General features: G+C 70.7%; 12 protein-coding genes. 7 read left to right on the top strand and 5 right to left on the bottom strand.

Translation table 11 applies throughout. From position 1 onward, the window contains the following. Positions 1 to 24: 24 nt before the first annotated feature. Entirely contained in the window at positions 25 to 837 is an 813-nt protein-coding gene (locus ACFYPC_RS30190) for an SAM-dependent methyltransferase (protein ID WP_391888982.1), read from the top strand. After that, positions 834 to 2,969 carry a putative bifunctional diguanylate cyclase/phosphodiesterase gene (locus tag ACFYPC_RS30185; RefSeq protein ID WP_391888980.1) on the top strand — a complete coding sequence of 712 codons (2,136 nt, stop codon included), beginning with the start codon at positions 834 to 836 and terminating at the stop codon, positions 2,967 to 2,969. The genes ACFYPC_RS30190 and ACFYPC_RS30185 overlap by 4 nt, the downstream gene beginning before the upstream one ends. Positions 2,970 to 3,095: 126 nt before the next feature. On the opposite strand, the gene ACFYPC_RS30180 is transcribed toward ACFYPC_RS30185, so the two are convergent. Continuing rightward, complete coding sequence (locus ACFYPC_RS30180; RefSeq protein ID WP_391888979.1) at positions 3,096 to 3,980, bottom strand: LysR family transcriptional regulator; 885 nt, start codon at positions 3,978 to 3,980, stop codon at positions 3,096 to 3,098. 120 nt (positions 3,981 to 4,100) lie between these two features. Between ACFYPC_RS30180 and ACFYPC_RS30175 the strand changes: the two genes are divergently transcribed. The 5 genes from ACFYPC_RS30175 (at position 4,101) to ACFYPC_RS30155 (ending at position 9,524) form a co-directional block, all read left to right on the top strand. Continuing rightward, positions 4,101 to 4,772, top strand: a complete 672-nt coding sequence (locus ACFYPC_RS30175; RefSeq protein ID WP_391889099.1) for a succinate dehydrogenase — start codon at positions 4,101 to 4,103, stop codon at positions 4,770 to 4,772. A gap of 2 nt (positions 4,773 to 4,774) precedes the next feature. After that, on the top strand, positions 4,775 to 6,724 hold the full coding sequence (locus ACFYPC_RS30170; protein ID WP_391888977.1) for a fumarate reductase/succinate dehydrogenase flavoprotein subunit: 1,950 nt from the start codon (positions 4,775 to 4,777) through the stop codon (positions 6,722 to 6,724). Further along, on the top strand, positions 6,721 to 7,476 hold the full coding sequence (locus tag ACFYPC_RS30165) for a succinate dehydrogenase/fumarate reductase iron-sulfur subunit (RefSeq protein ID WP_391888975.1): 756 nt from the start codon (positions 6,721 to 6,723) through the stop codon (positions 7,474 to 7,476). The genes ACFYPC_RS30170 and ACFYPC_RS30165 overlap by 4 nt, the downstream gene beginning before the upstream one ends. A gap of 255 nt (positions 7,477 to 7,731) precedes the next feature. Then, complete coding sequence (locus tag ACFYPC_RS30160) at positions 7,732 to 8,502, top strand: GNAT family N-acetyltransferase (RefSeq protein WP_391888974.1); 771 nt, start codon at positions 7,732 to 7,734, stop codon at positions 8,500 to 8,502. Positions 8,503 to 8,678: 176 nt separating this feature from the next. Continuing rightward, a complete protein-coding gene (locus ACFYPC_RS30155) occupies positions 8,679 to 9,524 on the top strand; it encodes a lysophospholipid acyltransferase family protein (protein WP_391889097.1) in 846 nt (281 codons plus the stop codon). Positions 9,525 to 9,576: 52 nt separating this feature from the next. On the opposite strand, the gene ACFYPC_RS30150 is transcribed toward ACFYPC_RS30155, so the two are convergent. The 4 genes from ACFYPC_RS30150 to ACFYPC_RS30135 form a co-directional block, all read right to left on the bottom strand. Continuing rightward, positions 9,577 to 10,614, bottom strand: a complete 1,038-nt coding sequence (locus ACFYPC_RS30150; RefSeq protein WP_391888971.1) for an LLM class flavin-dependent oxidoreductase — start codon at positions 10,612 to 10,614, stop codon at positions 9,577 to 9,579. An 83-nt stretch (positions 10,615 to 10,697) separates the two neighbouring features. Beyond that, complete coding sequence (locus tag ACFYPC_RS30145; RefSeq protein WP_391888969.1) at positions 10,698 to 12,467, bottom strand: ABC transporter ATP-binding protein; 1,770 nt, start codon at positions 12,465 to 12,467, stop codon at positions 10,698 to 10,700. Continuing rightward, a complete protein-coding gene (locus ACFYPC_RS30140; RefSeq protein WP_391888958.1) occupies positions 12,464 to 13,657 on the bottom strand; it encodes a glycosyltransferase in 1,194 nt (397 codons plus the stop codon). The genes ACFYPC_RS30145 and ACFYPC_RS30140 overlap by 4 nt, the downstream gene beginning before the upstream one ends. Continuing rightward, positions 13,658 to 14,458 (bottom strand): alpha/beta fold hydrolase, encoded by an 801-nt coding sequence (locus tag ACFYPC_RS30135; protein ID WP_391888955.1) that lies wholly within the window; start codon positions 14,456 to 14,458, stop codon positions 13,658 to 13,660. Between the last annotated feature and the right edge of the window lies 1 nt (position 14,459).

The following is a 14,459-nucleotide window of genomic DNA, read 5'->3' as shown; positions in this document are numbered from 1 at the left end:
GTCGACTACGCCTTGGAGAGATAGATGGAGCGTCCCGCCTGGGCCCCCCGCAGCATTGACATCTCAGTGCCGAGCGTGTCCCGCATATACGACTACTACCTGGGCGGTTCGCACAACTTCGAAGTCGACCGGGACGCGGCCCGCAGGGCGATGGAGTTCATGCCGGGACTTCCCAAGATCATGCAGGCGAACCGGGCGTTCATGCGCCGCGCGGTGCGCTTCGCGACCGGCGAGGGCATCACCCAGTTCCTCGACATCGGTTCCGGCATCCCGACCTTCGGCAACGTCCATGAGATCGCTCAGGAGTCCAGACCCGGCGCGCACGTCGTGTACGTCGACAACGACCCCGTGGCCGTCGCGCACAGCCAGGCCGTACTGGAGGGCAACGAGGACGCGGACGTCCTCGCCGCCGATCTGCTCAAACCCGGGGAAATCCTGGCGAGTTCCCAGGTTCAGCGTCTGATCGACCTGAACCGGCCGGTCGCCCTCCTGCTCGTTGCCATACTTCACTTCGTGGAGGACGCGGACGACCCTTACAAAGCGGTGGCCGAGCTGCGCGACGCGCTCGCGCCAGGCAGCCTGCTCGTCGTCACGCACGCCTCGTACGAGGGAATCCCACTTTTTCAGGAGCAGGCCGAGGGCACGGTCGATGTGTACAAGAACATCCGCAACCCGCTGATCATGCGCTCGCGCGAGGACATCGCGCGGTTCTTCGAGGGGTACGACATGGTGGAACCGGGACTGGTGCCGATGCCGGACTGGCGGCCCGACACGGCACCAGAGGACGAGGATCCGTACTCCTTCGCCGGTTTCGCCGGCGTGGGGCGCACAGCGTGACCGCCGAATCGGACGGGCCGGAGGACAGGCTCCGCAGATTCGCGACGATCTGGAGTCGGGCGGTCTTTCCGGTCACCTCGACGTCGCTGACCAGGCTCGAGTTCGAGGTCCAACTGCTGCCGCTCGCCAGGCGGTTGAGCGACGCGCTGCTGGCAAGGACCTTCGAGGCCGCCGAGGGCCAGGCGGTGGGCGCCGCGCTTGTCGAGGCGCACTGCACCGACCCGGAGGCACTCAGCCGCGCCCTCGACTGTGTCGACGCCTATCTGGTGCTCTACTGCGGCGAGGACGGGCCCCAGGAGGCGCTGCGGACCCGCTCGGCGCGGTTGCAGCACGCCATGGCCGCCGGGTTCGCGCAGGCGCTGCGGGAGCGGACGCTGGCCGAGCAGGAAGCCATCTCCCGGGCCGCCCTGAACGCTCGCAGCCTGGTGGCGGAGGCGCTGCACGCGAGCGAGGCCCGTTTCCGCGCGGTGTTCGAGGGCGCGGCCATAGGGATCGGCATCGCCGACCTCGAAGGCAACATCCTCCAGGTCAACGGAGCGCTGCTGCGCATGTTCGGCGGCTCCGAGCAGTCGATGCGCGGCCGCCGGGTCCAGGAGTGGACGCACCCCGACGACGCTCCTCAAGTGTGGCCGCTGTATGAGGAGTTGGTCCGTGGTGAGCGCGAGCACTACCACGTCGAAAAGGCCTTCTACCGCCCCGACGGCACGGCTCTGTGGACCAACCTGACGGTCTCCTTGCTGCGTGACGCGGACGGCACACCGCAGTACCAGCTCGCGCTCATGGAGGACACCACCGAGCGGCGGCTGCTCAATCTGCGGCTGCGCTACGAGGCCACCCATGACGCGCTCACCGGGTTGCCCAACCGGACCCTGTTCTTCGAGCGCCTGGAGAAGGCGCTGTCCGCGGGCGAGGGTCAGCGCTTCGGGCTCTGCTATCTCGACCTCGACGGTTTCAAGACCATCAACGACAGCCTCGGGCACGCGGCCGGCGACCGGCTGCTCGTCGAGGTCGCCGACCGCCTGCAGTCCTGCGCGACGGCCTCGGGCGAGATGGTCGCCCGGCTCGGCGGCGACGAGTTCGTGGCGCTGACCACCGGACCCGACACCGAGCGCGAGGTGGACGAACTCGCCGGACGCATCATGAACGCGCTGGTCACCCCGATCAGCATCGACGGGCGTGACCTGACCGTGCGCGGCAGCATCGGCGTCGTCGAGGGCCCCGCAGGCGAACGCGGCCCCGCGGAGGTGCTGCGCAGCGCGGACATCACCATGTACCGGGCCAAGTCCGCGGGCGGCAACCGCTTCGAGCTCGCCGACCCCGAGGCCGACGCCCGCGCCATCACGCGGCACGGGCTCACCACGGCCCTTCCGACCGCCCTGGAACGGGGCGAGTTCTTCATCGAGTACCAACCCCTGGTCCACCTCGGCGACGGCAGCGTGCGGGGCGCCGAGGCGCTGGTCCGCTGGCTGCACCCGCAGCACGGCGTCCTCGGCCCCGACCAGTTCATCCCGCTCGCCGAGCACACCGGCCTGATCGTGCCGCTCGGCCGCTGGGTCCTGGAGCAGTCGGTCCGGCAGGCCCGGCTCTGGCAGGAACGGCACGCCGACGCGGGCTCGTTGCGCATCAACGTCAACCTGTCGCCGTGCCAGCTGACCCACCCGGGCCTGGTCCAGGACACGGTCGACATCCTGGAGCGCTCCGGGCTGGACCCCGACGGGCTGTGCCTGGAGGTGACCGAGTCCGCGCTGATCGGCGCGGACGACGATCTCCTCAAGCCGCTGCGCCGGCTGGCCGAGATGGGTGTCGACATCGCCCTCGACGACTTCGGCACGGGCTACTCCAACCTCGCCAACCTGCGCCGTCTGCCGGTCAGTGTCCTCAAGCTGGACCGGTCCTTCACCCAGAGCATGCAGCAGTTCCCCGCGGACCCGACCGACCTGAAGATCGTCGAGGGCATCGTCACCCTGGCCCACAGCCTCGACCTCGCGGTCACGGTCGAGGGGGTGGAAACCGGCGCCCAGGCCGAGCAGCTGCGGATACTGGGCTGTGACACGGCCCAGGGCTGGTACTACGCCCGGCCTGGCCCCCCGGACCGGCTGCACGACCTGGCACTGGTCGACGCGACCAGCTGACCTCGCGCAGTTCCCCGCGCCCCCGCAAGGGGCGCGGGGAACTGCGCGACCAGCCACGAACAACCTGCGGACCCGGACGGTGCCCAGAGGTACGGCGCTACCGGGGACCCGGCATCCAGCGGAGCGTCACCGCTCCAGCAGCATCCGCTGGAGCTCCCGGGCCGCCCGCGGCGGAGCCACATCGCTGCGGTGCGCCAGTGCGATCGTGCGGTGCAGTCCGGGCCGGGCCAGCGGTGTCACCCGCAGTCCGCGCCCGGAACGGGTGGCGACCATGCGGGGGACGACAGCCACGCCGAGTCCCGCCCGGACGAAGCCCAGGACCGCGTCCATCTCACCGCCCTCGACGGCGAAGTCGGGCTCGAAACCCTCGGCGCGACAGGCCGCGACCGTCAGTTCGCGCAGGTCGTAGCCGTGCCGGAACATCACAAGGCGCTCACCCTCCAGGTCGGACACGCGTACGGTGCTGCGCCCCCACCCGGGCGCGGGCGCGGCCGGTGACGACACCACCACCAGGTCCTCGCGAAGCAACTCCACCGTCGTCAGGGCCGGAGACGGCGTGGGCAGGGGCAGCACGACCAGGGCGAGGTCGAGGGCGCCGCGCGCGAGTTCCCGTACGAGATCGTGGGAACCCCCTTCCTCGATCAGCAGCCGGATACCCGGATAGCGGTCGTGGAAAGCGCGCAGCACGTCCGGGAGCAGGCCCGTGCACAGGCTCGGCGTCGCGCCGAGACGGACCCGGCCGCTGCGCAGCTGGGCCAGCTCCTGCACCTCGTGCCGGGCCGTGTCCGCGTCGGCGAGGATGCGGCGGGCCAGTGGGAGGAGGGCTTCCCCGGCGTCCGTGAGCGTGATGTTGCCCCGCGCCCGCAGGAACAGATCCGCCCCCAGCTCCTTTTCCAGCGACTTGATCTGCTGGGAGAGCGACGGCTGCGCGACATGGACCAGGTCGGCGGCCCGGGTGAAGTGCCGGGTCTCGGCGACGGCCACGAAGTACTGAAGCTGCTGGAACTGCACACCAACCACGATAGGGCACGCCTATGGAAACGAGCCGGACCATGTCTTGGACCGATCGCCCTCGTCGGCCCTAGCGTGCGTGACATGGCACTGGCAACGCGGACGGACCGAAAACCGTCCTTGACGCGCACCGTGTGGGACTCGTCCGTCGGCAAGAAGACCGTGATGGCCGTCAGCGGCCTGATCATGCTGCTGTACCTCGTCGTCCATATGCTCGGCAACCTGAAGATCTTCTTCGGGCCGGGGGAGTTCAACCACTACGCGCACTGGCTGCGAACCCTCGGCGAGCCCTTCCTGCACTACGAGTGGGCGCTCTGGATCATCCGCGTCGTCCTCGTCCTGGCCGTCGTCGCGCACGCCACCGCCGCCTACCAGCTCAGCCGCCGCGACATCGGGGCGCGCCCCAGCGGATACGTCCACAAGAAGCGGCGCGCCAGCTATGCGACGCGCACCATGCGGTGGGGCGGGATCATCCTCGGCCTCTTCATCGTCTGGCACATCCTCGATCTGACGACCGGCACCGTGCACCCGGACGGATTCCAGGCCGGACACCCGTACCAGAACGTCATCGACACCTTCTCGACCTGGTACGGCGACACCATCTACATCGTCGCGATGCTCGCGCTCGGCCTGCACATCCGGCACGGCTTCTGGAGCGCCGCACAGACGCTGGGCGCCGGCAGCCGCTCCCGCGACCGTGCCCTCAAGACCGTCGCAAACGTCCTCGCACTGGTGCTGACGGCGGGCTTCCTCGCCGTACCCGTCGGCGTCATGACCGGATTGGTGAGCTGACCATGACCTCCTACGCGGACTACTCGACCGGTGAGCCGCTCGTCGACGGCAAGGCCCCGCAGGGCCCGGTCAACGAGCGCTGGGACACCCGCCGTTTCGAGGCGAAGCTCGTCAACCCCGCCAACCGCCGCAAACACACGGTGATCGTCGTCGGCACGGGCCTCGCGGGCGGCTCCGCCGGCGCCACGCTCGCCGAACAGGGCTACCACGTCGTGCAGTTCTGCTACCAGGACTCGCCCCGCCGCGCCCACTCGATCGCCGCCCAGGGCGGCATCAACGCGGCGAAGAACTACCGCAACGACGGGGACTCCGTCCACCGGCTGTTCTACGACACCGTCAAGGGCGGCGACTTCAGGGCGCGGGAGTCCAACGTCCACCGCCTCGCGCAGATCTCGGTCGAGATCATCGACCAGTGCGTCGCACAGGGCGTGCCCTTCGCGCGCGAGTACGGCGGACTGCTCGACACCCGTTCCTTCGGCGGCGTCCAGGTGTCCCGGACCTTCTACGCGCGCGGCCAGACCGGCCAGCAACTCCTCCTCGGCGCTTACCAGGCGCTGTCACGGCAGATCGCCGCGGGCAACATCGAGATGCACGCGCGGACCGAGATGCTCGACGTGATCGTCATCGACGGCCGGGCACGAGGAATCGTCGCCCGCGATCTGATCACCGGGAAGATCGACACGTACTTCGCGGACGCCGTCGTACTGGCCAGCGGTGGCTACGGCAACGTCTTCTACCTCTCGACCAACGCCATGAACTCCAACGCGACCGCGATCTGGCGGGCGCACCGGCGCGGCGCCTACTTCGCCAATCCCTGCTTCACCCAGATCCACCCCACCTGCATCCCGCGCACCGGCGAACACCAGTCGAAGCTCACCCTGATGAGCGAGTCCCTGCGCAACGACGGCCGGATCTGGGTGCCCAAGGCCCAGGGCGACACCCGTCCCGCGAACGAGATCCCCGACGACGAGCGCGACTACTACCTGGAGCGCATCTACCCGGCCTTCGGCAACCTCGTGCCCCGCGACATCGCCTCCCGGGCCGCCAAGAACGTCTGCGACGAAGGGCGCGGGGTCGGCCCCGGCGGCCAGGGCGTCTACCTCGACTTCGCCGACGCCATTCAGCGGATGGGCAGGGCGAAGGTCGAGGAGAAGTACGGCAACCTCTTCGACATGTACGCCCGGATCACCGCCGAGGACCCGTACACCGTGCCGATGCGGATCTACCCCGCCGTGCACTACACGATGGGCGGGCTCTGGGTCGACTACGACCTCCAGACCACCGTCCCCGGCCTGTTCGCGATCGGCGAGGCCAACTTCTCCGACCACGGCGCGAACCGGTTGGGCGCCTCGGCCCTGATGCAGGGCCTCGCCGACGGCTACTTCGTCCTGCCGTCGACCATCAACGACTACCTCGCCCGCCACCCCCACCACGAGCAGGTCACCGACGAACACCCGGACGTACAGGAGGTGCTGGCCGAGACCGAGGACCGGCTACGGCTGCTCCTGGCCGTCGACGGCGACCGCACGCCCGACTCCTTCCACCGCGAACTCGGCGAACTCATGTGGGAGTTCTGCGGCATGGCCCGCACGGAGACCGGGCTGCGCAAGGCACTCGAGCGCATCCCGCAGATCCGCGAGGAGTTCTGGCGGCGCATCAAGGTGCCCGGCACCGGCGAGGAGTTCAACCAGTCGCTGGAGAAGGCCAACCGGATCGTCGACTACCTGGAACTCGCCGAGCTCATGTGCCTCGACGCGCTCAGCCGGAGCGAGTCCTGCGGCGGGCACTTCCGCGAGGAGTCCCAGACCCCGGACGGCGAAGCGGCCCGCAAGGACGAGGAGTTCTCGTACGCGGCCGCCTGGGAGTTCACCGTTACCGGCGGCGCGCCCGTCCTGCACAAGGAAGACCTGGTCTTCGAGTACGTCCACCCCACTCAGCGGAGCTACGCATGAAGCTCACCCTGCGCGTCTGGCGGCAGCGGAACGCCGACGCCGACGGAGCGATGTCCACCTACCAAGTGGACGACATCTCGGCCGACATGTCCTTCCTGGAGATGCTCGACACCCTCAACGAAGAACTCATCCTCAAGGGCGAGGACCCCGTCGCCTTCGACCACGACTGCCGGGAGGGCATCTGCGGAGCCTGCTCGCTCGTCATCAACGGCGACGCGCACGGCCCCGAGCGCACCACCTCCTGCCAACTGCACATGCGGTCCTTCAAGGACGGCGACACCATCGACGTCGAACCGTGGCGCGCTTCGGCGTTCCCGGTCGTGAAGGATCTCGTCGTCGACCGGTCGGCCTTCGACCGGATCATCCAGGCCGGCGGCTACATCACCGTCCCGACGGGAGCCGCACCCGAGGCCCACGCGACGCCCGTGCCCAAGCCGGACGCCGACTTCGCCTTCGAACACGCCGAGTGCATCGGCTGCGGCGCCTGCGTCGCGGCCTGCCCCAACGGCGCCGCGATGCTGTTCACTTCGGCGAAGATCAACCACCTCAACGTGCTGCCGCAGGGTGCGCCCGAGCGCGAGACCCGCGTCCTCGACATGGTGGCGCAGATGGATGAAGAGGGCTTCGGCGGCTGCACTCTCGCCGGAGAGTGCGCGACCGCCTGCCCCAAGGGGATCCCGCTGGTCTCCATCACCGGGATGAACAAGGAGTGGCTGCGCGCGGCCCGGAAGGCGGGCAAGCGCCAGCCGTAAGACGTTCGCCGTCAATGTGCGGACGGGCGGGACCGGGGGTGGTGCTCAGCCCCGGTCCCGTCTCGCGTCTGCGGAAAGGCGGATTCCGTACGGGGGCTCGTCCTCGCCGTCCCCTGGCATTCAACATCCTCACATCCGGGCTCTCGGCACAGGTAACGCGTAGGCCAACCGGCGTCGGAAGAACAGGAGCGCGCAGACCGAACAGATCCGGGCTGCCACCGCTCCGCCGAACCGGCCCGTGACCAGGAGAGTGCCATGACCGGCGTATCCACGCTCGACAGCCCCCCACTGTCGACCGCCCCCACCCGCTACACCGTGACCCTCGCCCGCGACGAGGACGACGTCCGCGCCGCACAGCGGCTGCGTCACGACGTGTTCGCGGGAGAGATGGGCGCCCTGCTGACCACCCCCCAGCCGGGTCTCGACATCGACGCCTTCGACGCGTACTGCGATCACCTCATGGTCCGTGACACCGAGACCGGCCAGGTCGTCGGAACCTACCGGCTGCTGCCGCCCGAGCGGGCCGCCGTCGCCGGACGCCTCTACTCGGAGAACGAGTTCGACCTCGGCCCGCTGGCCGCCATCCGCTCCGGGCTCGTCGAGGTCGGCCGCTCCTGCGTGCACCCCGACCACCGCGACGGCGCCGTCATCGGTCTCATCTGGGCCGGGATAGCGCGCTACATGATCGAGGGCGGCCACGAGTGGCTGGCAGGCTGCTGCTCCATCCCGCTCGCCGACGGCGGCACGCTCGCCGCCGGCACCTGGGACCGGGTCAAGGCCAAGCACCTCGCGCCCGAGGAGTATCGCGTACGGCCGCTGCAGCCCTGGAGTGCCGAGGGCGTCGCCCGGCCCGCGCGCACCGAACTGCCCCCGCTGCTGCGCGGCTATGTGCGGCTCGGCGCCTGGGTGTGCGGGGAACCCGCGCACGACGCGGACTTCGGCGTCGCCGACCTGTACGTGCTGCTGTCGATGCGCAAGGTCAACCCGCGCTATCTGCGGCACTTCCTCTCGCTCGTACCGGCCTGATGAACGCCTCCCGCACCGGCGTCATGGGCGCCACCCGCAACGGGGTCATCCGCGCGTCCCGGGTGGGCGTGATACTTCGCCCCCGCCGTGACACGGCGGCGCTCGTCAACCCGGCTGTCGCCACGGCGGCCTTCCCCGCCACCACCAGGAAGCTGCCCTCGCCTCGCCGGGCCGGGATGCGGCCGGTCTCCTTCCGGCCCGTCCAGACGCCCACCAGCGCCTGGCTGCCCAGCGCCCCGTGCACCCCGCGCTTCTGCGTGGACTCCACGGGCTCGATGGCCGCCGCACCGCTCGCCGTACTCAGGCTGTCCACGCTCCTGTTCGTGCTCGTCTTCGGGATCGTGCTGATCCCGGTCGTCGGCAGGATCCCGGCCGCACCGCGCGACCGGCTCATCAGGACGTGGTGCCGGACGATGGTCCGGGCCGCCGGCGTCCGCCTGCGGGTCACCGGTACCACCCCTCCCACCGGCGGCCTGCTGGTGGTCGCCAACCACATCTCCTGGATGGACATCCCGCTGCTCGCCGCCGTCCGTCCCGGACGGATGATCGCCAAGGCCGAGATCCGGCAGTGGCCCGTGGCGGGCGCGCTGACCGCGAGCAGCGGCGCGCTGTTCATCGATCGCGACCGGCTGCGCGCACTGCCGCAGACGGTCGCGCGTATGGCGGACACCCTCCGCGCCGGGTCCACGATGGTGGTGTTCCCGGAAGGCAGCACCTGGTGCGGCCGGGCACAGGGGTACTTCCGCCGGGCCGTCTTCCAGGCCGCGCTCGACGCCGGTGTGCCCGTTCAGCCGGTACGCATCCACTACCGGCTGGACGGGGGAGCGGCGAGCACCGCACCCGCGTTCGTCGGGAGCGATTCCCTCCTCACCTCGGTCTGGCGGGTCGTCTCGGCCCGCGCCCTGGTCGCCGAGCTGGACCTGCGCCCCGTCCTCGCACCGGGCGACCACACCGACCGCCGAGACCTGGCCCGAGCGGCGCAAGGAGGCCTGCGGTCTCCTGGCCCGCACGCACACCCCTGAGGCCTTGAGGGAAGGGGCCGTCGTGCTCCGTGCGGGGTGCGACGGCACGACCCTAGGCCGCCGTCAGTCCCGCGACCCCGGCGAGCCTCCGGTAGGAGTCCAGGAGGGCGTCCCGGTCGTACGTACTGGTGGTGACGAGGACTTCCTGGGCGCCGGTTTCCTTGATGAGGGTTTCCAGGTCGTGGGCGACCTGTTCCTCGGTGCCTGTGATGTGACCCGTCAGACCGGACTCGTAGAAACCCCGCTCCTTGGCGCTCATCGCCAGGCTCTCGACCCGTTCGGCGGGCGGCAGGGGCGGGAACGTGCCGTGGGTGCGGGAGTACGCCATCGACCAGGCCTCCGGGAGGAGCAGGCGGCGGGCGTCCTCCGGGGTCGCTGCGACCGCGACCGTGCCGGAGATGACGACGTACGGCTCCCGGGCCCAGACGGAGGGGCGGAAGCTCTCCCGGTAGTGATCGATCCCGCGGCGCATTTTGTCGCGGTCCCTGAGGTCGCCGATGACCATGGGAAGGCCGGCGCGCGCCGCGATCGTGGCGCCCTCGCCCATGGCCAGGACGAAGGGCGGCACGGTGAGGCCTTCGGAGGGGCGCGCGTGGACGCCGGTCGAGGACGTGCCGCGGAACCAGCCGAGCAGTTCGGCGAGTTGCGCCGCGAAGTCCGCGGCGTCGTCCTTCTCCCGGCCGAGCGCCTTGCGCACGCCGTCCGTGAAGCCGACGGAACGGCCCAGACCCATGTCGATCCGGCCCGGGAACAAGGACTCCAGGACGCCGAACTGTTCGGCCACGACGAGTGGCTGGTGGTTGGGCAGCATCACGCCGCCGGTGCCGACGCGGATCGTACGGGTGGCGGCGGCGACCGCCGCGGCCAGCACGGTCGGCGCGGAGCCGGCGACTCCCGGCACGCCGTGGTGCTCCGCGATCCAGAACCGGTGGTAGCCGAGCGCCTCCAGATCCTGGGCCAGCCGCACGGTGTCCCGCAGGGCCTCAGGAGCGTCGTGGCCCTCGCGGGTGCGGGAGCGGTCGAGCACGGAGAAGCGCACGGCTTCAGGGCGCGGTCCCGGTGAGGCGGGCGGCTGGTGCGGGCTCGGCATGAGTACTCCGGCGGAGATCGGTCGCTGTCGTCGTCAGGGACGTCAACCACCGGTCTCCGCCGGAGCTTCCCGGCTGCCGGTCCTCACACCTGGGGTTCGGCCGCCAGTAGCTGTGTCGCCGCCAGTTCCCGGTAGAGCTCGTCGTCGTCGACGAGGGTGCGGTGGGTGCCGATCGCGCGGACGTCACCGTGTTCCAGGACCACGATCTGGTCGGCCTCGGTGACCGTGGACAGCCGGTGTGCGATCAGCAGGACCGTGCACTGTCCGGCGGTACGGGCGACCAGTTCGCTCAGTGCCTGCTCGTTGCGGGCATCGAGCTGAGCCGTCGCCTCGTCGAGCAGCAGCACCTGAGGACGGCGCAGCAGGGCGCGGGCGATGGCGAGGCGCTGGCGCTCGCCGCCGGAGAGCGTGACGCCGCGCGGGCCCACCGCGGTGTCCAGGCCCATGGGCAGGCGGGCCACCAGGCTGTCGAGGCGGGTGACGGCCAGGACCTCGGAGAGTTCCTCGGCGGTGGCCGCGGGCGCGGCGTAGAGCAGGTTCTCGCGGAGGGTGCCGGACATGACCGGGGAGTCCTGCTCGACGTACGCGATACGGCGTCGCACCTCGCCGCGCGGCAGGGTGGAGATGTCCTGGCCGCCGATCCTGATCGAGCCCGCGGTCGGCTCGTAGAAGCGCTGGAGAAGGGAGAAGAGGGTGGTCTTGCCCGCGCCGGACAGGCCGACGAGCGCGGTCTGGGTGCCGGCGGGGACGGTGAAGCTCACGCCGCGCAGCGCCGGGGCGCGGCCGGGGTAGGTGAACTCGACGTCGGTCAGCTCGATGTCCGGCGGGGGACCGAACGCGGTGACCCCGGGCGAGTCGATGTCGTCCTCGATCGGCAGCCCGGCGGCCTCCTGGATCCTGCCCACCGCGCCGAGCCCCTGCTGGAGCTGGGCGGCGCCGCCGACGAGCTGGGAGACCGGGCTCGCCAGGAAGAACACGTACAGCAGGAAGGCGATCAGCTCGGAGACCGACATGGTGCCGTTCGCCACGAAGGCGCCGCCGACGCCGAGGACCACGAGGAACGCGGTCTGGATGGAGGCACCGCCGACCATCGTGACCAGAGCGCTGTAGCGTGCGCCGACCAGTCCGGCCGCGTACGCCTCGTCGACTGCCTCCTCGGCGGCAAGCGTCTCGCGGCCCTCGGCGCCGTTGGCCTTGACCGTGCGGGCCGCGCCCAGGGTGCGGTCGAGCACGGCGCCGACCGCGCCGACGGAGGTCTGCGAGCGGGCCACGGCGGCTTTGATCCGGGGCAGGATCATCGTGATCACGATGCCGACCAGGCACAGGACGAGGAACGTGACACCCAGCAGGCGTACGTCCAGCGTCGCCATCATGAACAGGGCCCCGGCGAAGGTCAGTACGCCGTTCACCGTCATGATCAGGCCCTCGGTGGCGGCGCTCTTGAGGAGCGTGCTGTCGGAGGTGACGCGGGCGATGAGGTCGCCGGGTGCCCGCTGGTCGAGTTCGGAGACCCGCAGCCGGATCAGCCGGCGCACCAGACCGGTCCTGACTTCCCGGACCACCCGTTCCGAAGTCCGTTGCTGGAGCCAGGCGTTGATCCCGGTGAGCAGAGCGCCCGCCGCCAGGAAAGCGGCGAGCAGCGCGACCGGTTCGGCCACGTCGACGCCCTCGTCGAGCCGGTCCAGGATCGCCTGGGCGAACTTCGGCTGGACCAGACCCGAGACGCTGGCCAGGAGGGTGAGCACGAGGGAGAGGAGCAGCACCCGCCAGTGCGGCTTCGCGTAGCCGATCAGGGCGCCGAACGAGCCGGAGGGGGTGCTTGGCAGGTCAGTGGACGGGCTGTTCTCGGTCATGCGCCTCGTACTCCGGTCGCGGCCACTTCGGCCAGTACTGTTTCGAGCCGGGTGGCGGCGGCAGCGCTGCCGCCCGCTGCCCGGAAGGACTCGCCGATCTCCTCGGCCACCTTGCGGTGACCGCCGGAGGGGTCCAGCACGGTCTCGATCGCGGTAGCGATCTTCGCGGCGTCGGCCCGCCCGAAGCGCAGCCGTACGCCGGCTCCCGCGTCGACGACCTGACCGGCCACGATCGGCTGGTCGTCCCGGATGGGGGCGACGACGAGGGGGACGCCGTGCCACAGCGTTTCGCAGACGGTGTTGTGGCCCGCGTGGCAGACGACGGCGTCGAGCCGTTCCAGCAGCGCGAGTTGAGGCACGTGCAGGCGCACCAGGATGTTGTCGGCGACCGGGCCTTCGACGACCCCGCCGGGATCGACGAGCACGGCACGCACCCGGTCCGCCATCCCGGCCAGCGCCTCCACGGCCGTGTTGAGGAAACGGACACCCGCGTCCGTGTTCGCCGTGCCCAGGCTGACGAGGACTGTGGGTAGCGTGGACTCGTCCAGCCAGGCCCAGGGAAACTCGTCGGGACTTGCCGGGCGGGCGGCCACGGACGGGCCCACCAGCCAGACACGGTCCGGGAGTTCGGCCGGGCCGAGCAGCGCGCGTGTGGTGTACGCGAGCACGCCGTGCGGGGAGAAGCGGGGATCCGCCTCGCCCCAGCCGCCCGCGATCCGCTCGCGCAGGTCCGCCAGCAGTCCGTCGAGCCAGGCCGCGACCTTGGGCATGCCGGCCAGCGGATCCATCAGTTCGGCGGAGGTGGTGGCCGAGGTCACCCAGGTCAGCCCCAGCGACTCGGCGATCAGCGCGCCCGCCACCGCCTGCTGGTCGGAGACGACGACATCGGGACCGTACGCCTCGATCGCCGCCCGCACGCCCGGCGCCATCGCGTCAGCCAGCGGGATCAGGAAGCTCTCCCAGAGGAACTGGAAGGCGGCGGGGCCCTTGAGCTCGGCGCGCCGGGACAGCCCGTCCGTCGGCAGCTCGCACGGGAACACGACCGCGTCGGCTCCCGCGAGGCCCCGGATCAGCTCGGGGTGACCCGCCCAGGCGACGTCGTGCCCGCGGGCGGCCAGCGTCGCCGCGGTGCCCACCGCCGGGTTGATGTGCCCGACCAGCGGAGGCACCACGAAGAGGAACCTGCCCATCTAGCGGGCCTCCCGCAGGGCGTGCGTCTGGCCGAACAGCCAGTCGCGCACCAGGACGTACGTCTCCTTGGTGGCTTCCACCAGCACCGAGTGACCCCGGTCGGGCAGCACGACGGTACGGCAGTCCGCCAGTGAGGCCTCCAGCATCTCGGCCTGTGCGGAGAGCTTCGAGGCGCCGCCGAAGACGGCGAAGACCGGGCAGCGGATCGCGGAGAGGTCCTCGTCGATGAGGTCGCTCTGCGGGATCTCCTGGGCGAGGTCGGTCTGGTCGAGCACTCGGCCCGCGGCCCGGAACGGTCGGGCGTTGCGCTCGCCCGGGTTGTCCCGCAGCCACTCGGTGACTTCCTGGACCACCAGGCCGCCCTGCTCTCCGACCAGGCCTTCGTACATGGCCTGGGCCCAGGGCCGGGCGGGCGGTTCGGCCTCGATGGCGACGACGCTGGCGACCCGCTCGGGGTGCGCGGCGGCCATGCCGTACGCGACGGCGCCGCCGAAGGAGTTGCCGACGAGGTGCACCGGACGGTCGATGGCGAGCGCGTCGAGCAGCTCGTCCAGGTCGGTGACGAAGTCCTCGATCCGGTAACCGGTCGCCGGTCTGGAGGTCTTGCCGTGCCCGCGGAGGTCGTACATCACGACGTCCATGCCCTCTTCGGCGAGTTGCGGGGCGAGGCTGAAGTAGTAGCTGGCGAGGCTGTCGATGAGGAGGCCGTGGATGAGGACGACGACGGGACGCGGTACGTCACCGGTGTGGCCCAGCCGCTGGAAGTGGACGTCCAGGCCGTTCACGTGGATCGTCGGCATG

The sequence above is a fragment of the Streptomyces sp. NPDC005808 genome (assembly GCF_042871385.1).
In the GTDB taxonomy this organism is placed as follows: Bacteria; Actinomycetota; Actinomycetes; order Streptomycetales; family Streptomycetaceae; genus Streptomyces.
Note: the sequence above shows the minus strand (reverse complement) of the source record. Positions and strands in the feature narration are given on the sequence as shown.

What these genes read in the sequence shown, in the direction of transcription:
- ACFYPC_RS30190 (WP_391888982.1), top strand. Translation starts at nt 25, where the DNA reads ATGGAGCGTCCCGCCTGGGCCCCCCGCAGCATTGACATCTCAGTGCCG.
- ACFYPC_RS30170 (WP_391888977.1), top strand. Translation starts at nt 4,775, where the DNA reads ATGACCTCCTACGCGGACTACTCGACCGGTGAGCCGCTCGTCGACGGC.
- ACFYPC_RS30165 (WP_391888975.1), top strand. Translation starts at nt 6,721, where the DNA reads ATGAAGCTCACCCTGCGCGTCTGGCGGCAGCGGAACGCCGACGCCGAC.
- ACFYPC_RS30160 (WP_391888974.1), top strand. Translation starts at nt 7,732, where the DNA reads ATGACCGGCGTATCCACGCTCGACAGCCCCCCACTGTCGACCGCCCCC.
- ACFYPC_RS30155 (WP_391889097.1), top strand. Translation starts at nt 8,679, where the DNA reads ATGCGGCCGGTCTCCTTCCGGCCCGTCCAGACGCCCACCAGCGCCTGG.
- ACFYPC_RS30150 (WP_391888971.1), bottom strand. Translation starts at nt 10,614, where the DNA reads ATGCCGAGCCCGCACCAGCCGCCCGCCTCACCGGGACCGCGCCCTGAA.
- ACFYPC_RS30145 (WP_391888969.1), bottom strand. Translation starts at nt 12,467, where the DNA reads ATGACCGAGAACAGCCCGTCCACTGACCTGCCAAGCACCCCCTCCGGC.
- ACFYPC_RS30140 (WP_391888958.1), bottom strand. Translation starts at nt 13,657, where the DNA reads ATGGGCAGGTTCCTCTTCGTGGTGCCTCCGCTGGTCGGGCACATCAAC.
- ACFYPC_RS30135 (WP_391888955.1), bottom strand. Translation starts at nt 14,458, where the DNA reads ATGCCGACGATCCACGTGAACGGCCTGGACGTCCACTTCCAGCGGCTG.